This is a genomic window from Marinobacter sp. ST-43 (assembly GCF_030541085.1).
Lineage (GTDB): Bacteria > Pseudomonadota > Gammaproteobacteria > Pseudomonadales > Oleiphilaceae > Marinobacter > Marinobacter nauticus.
In genome coordinates this window covers 1-2,534 of sequence record NZ_JASSVO010000048.1, presented here as the reverse complement: position 1 = coordinate 2,534, position 2,534 = coordinate 1, and the positions used below count along the sequence as shown (strand labels likewise).

At 53.4% G+C, this 2,534-nt stretch carries 4 protein-coding genes; 1 reads left to right on the top strand and 3 read right to left on the bottom strand.

The genetic code is table 11. The features are described from left to right. Positions 1-190 precede the first annotated feature (190 nt). Entirely contained in the window at positions 191-352 is a 162-nt protein-coding gene (locus QPL98_RS19355) for a CCGSCS motif protein (protein WP_222533636.1), read from the top strand. Between the two features lie 38 nt (positions 353-390). On the opposite strand, the gene QPL98_RS19350 is transcribed toward QPL98_RS19355, so the two are convergent. From QPL98_RS19350 to QPL98_RS19340, 3 genes are all read right to left on the bottom strand, one after another. Then, complete coding sequence (locus tag QPL98_RS19350; RefSeq protein ID WP_303293865.1) at positions 391-798, bottom strand: hypothetical protein; 408 nt, start codon at positions 796-798, stop codon at positions 391-393. Between the two features lie 60 nt (positions 799-858). Next, positions 859-1,353 (bottom strand): hypothetical protein, encoded by a 495-nt coding sequence (locus QPL98_RS19345; RefSeq protein WP_303293864.1) that lies wholly within the window; start codon positions 1,351-1,353, stop codon positions 859-861. Positions 1,354-1,485: 132 nt separating this feature from the next. Continuing rightward, a complete protein-coding gene (locus tag QPL98_RS19340; RefSeq protein WP_303293863.1) occupies positions 1,486-2,292 on the bottom strand; it encodes a tetratricopeptide repeat protein in 807 nt (268 codons plus the stop codon). Between the last annotated feature and the right edge of the window lie 242 nt (positions 2,293-2,534).

Genomic DNA, 2,534 nt, shown 5'->3' with positions numbered 1-2,534 from the left:
TACCCGGAACTGGGAAGTAACCGGACCGGTATCGCTCAACCCTGGCAAATTGCAGGAAATAGAGCGCAATAAATTGGCCGCTTAAACGCGGTCATTTGGACAACTGGGTTGAAAATCGCCGGAACGGATGCCTCCCAATAACATTCATAAAAAATGAATGTTAAATCCAGTAGTAAACCGAGGAGTCCAAATGGCCCTGTCATTCGTGAATATTTTCAAGAAAGAAGACGCAGAAACTGAAAGCAATGGCGTTGAACACGTCGAGGCAAGTGGTACTGCGGAGACGCAGAACGACGAGCCAAAAAAGGGTGGGCACGGTGAGGGCGGTACCTGCTGCGGCTCTTGCTCGTAAGCCTGAGCTTTAAGTTAACCCCGGGCTAGAGCTCGGGGTTAGTTTCGATCCTTTAACACTGAATAAATCTGATACGCCGCATGTTCTGCGCCTTCAGAAGGCGCCTTTCGGTTTTTTTCCCAAGAAGCCAGCAAATTCAGAACCCGCTTTTCGTCATTACTGCGGAATCCAGGCCAGTACACGTAGGGCACCAGGTTCGGGCGGCTGATGAAAAACAGCGCGGTTTCCTCCGGTTTGTCTTCAATATCGCCCCGCAGCCCCAGGGTGAAACGTTGTCCATCGCTTCCGGTGAGCGACACCAGCAAGGAGTTGTTGTCGTCGACGCGCCGGGCGTCACTCACGGTGATGGGTGGCTCAAGGCTGGGCACAGAGGTTATGGCGTACTGAAAAACAATCAGAGCCAGAAGCAGGACAATAAGCACCGCCAAAGCGATTGATTTAACCATGAGCGTCTCGTGGAACCAGTTCAAAGTGGGCTTTATTGGCGGGCTGCAAGTGTATCACTACTACCTGGCTTGCGAGTCTCCGGAAAGAAGTCTTACCGCAACATCGCCGTATTGCGTGCTGTTTTCTCTTACATGCTCGGAGCTGAACAGATTCAGCCACTGATCGTCCTTTAGCAATACCTCTCCGGTGCTGGTGCTATTTTGCTGGCCGGCCACATAATTGCCGGCAAAGCTAAGCATGAAATCCCCGGGGGATTCCGGCAGAGCTCTTAGTTCAAAGTCCAGTGTCATTTCAGGTGACGACACAAATCCCTTGCCGTCAGGGTCTACGTCAACTTTCAGTAGACGCGATTGTTCCAGAAACGCCGGGCGTAATTCGGTGGGAGCCTGGCCTGGTTCTGTGGCCTGGCATTCGCAATAGCGAACCTCCAATACCATCGGGCTGTTTTTGAGGTAGTGTTCGGGAGACGGGCCACCGGCCTGGGTAATGCCGGGAAGCAGGCACAGCATTGTAAGGCCGAGCAAACCGAGTTTGGGTGATGCGATCCTTTGCATGATTGCGCTCCATTCAAGGTTTAACCATAGATGTTCAAGCTATTCTGTTTTAAGTTCCGCCGCAAGTTACGTCGGCCGATTAGAAAAGCCTGCACATTAGCATGCATCGTTTGCAAGCAGACTGGCCACGAATCAAAACGCCTGATTCAGCTTCCTGCGTGCCTCCGCTAACTGGCTCACCGCGAGCCCGTAGGGTTTCAACTCTACGGCTCGCTCCAGGTTATGAACGGCTTCCCGGTAACGCTTCTGGCCCAATAGAAATGAACCGTAATTGCCCCAGGCGTAGGCATAGTCCGGGTCCAGATCGATCATTTCCCGATACAGCCTATCCCGCTCCTCAAGGTTTTTAGTAGCCTTGGCCAACCGCATGCGCTCCTGAAGCAACAGCCGTTTCTGATACTTCTGGGATGCTCTGCTCTCGATTTCTTTGAAACCCTCTGCGGCGAATTTTTCGTCTTTGTGGTGTATCGCGATAACCGTCCGCAGGTACCAGGGGTAGTAGCTCTGTTCATCCAGTGAGTCTGCGGTATTCAAATGATCCCAGGCCGTACGCAGTTCGCCTTGAATAATGAGCACCATAGCCAACTGAACGTGTGCCATGGCGAGGTTCGGCCCATTACGAACTGCGCGTTCCGCCTGTTGCCTTGCGGTGCTGACGGCGCTTTCTTCGTAGGCCCGGCGATCGTGTCGTTGCCCAACCCTGTAGCCGCTCACCAGAGTCAGGCGGGATTGGGCAACCGCCACCCATGGCTCGTCGCCGTCCAACACATTGGCGCGCTGAATCAGGTAACTCGCTTCATTACGTTGATCAAGATCGAGAGGGTCACGCTCAATCAAGAAGTACGCCTGCCTGGCCATTTCGACGGCGGTGGCGGCTTGGGTCAGAGTGGAGAAAAAGGTGAGGACGATTAGCGCGCAGGCGCTTCTGATTCCCTTCATGAGAGACAACTCCAAGTTTGCTGATCTGCACTGGTCGGGGGCTGGATATGAACCTGAGAACAGGCTACGAAAAATGAGTAGGGGGATTCCAGCCCTCATGCCTCATTTCCAGTGATTACACTGAGGTGGACCCAGTCAGTTGGACAACCTGATGGTGTCCCTAAGCTATGATCCGGTTGTTTCCCTGGCTCAGGCTGCCAAGGATATGGATTGCCCGTAGTACACCTCATCGGGCGTTTGGT

Excerpts from the sequence above, each read along its gene's own strand:
- QPL98_RS19355 (WP_222533636.1), top strand. The coding sequence starts at position 191 with ATGGCCCTGTCATTCGTGAATATTTTCAAGAAAGAAGACGCAGAAACT.
- QPL98_RS19350 (WP_303293865.1), bottom strand. The coding sequence starts at position 798 with ATGGTTAAATCAATCGCTTTGGCGGTGCTTATTGTCCTGCTTCTGGCT.
- QPL98_RS19345 (WP_303293864.1), bottom strand. The coding sequence starts at position 1,353 with ATGCAAAGGATCGCATCACCCAAACTCGGTTTGCTCGGCCTTACAATG.
- QPL98_RS19340 (WP_303293863.1), bottom strand. The coding sequence starts at position 2,292 with ATGAAGGGAATCAGAAGCGCCTGCGCGCTAATCGTCCTCACCTTTTTC.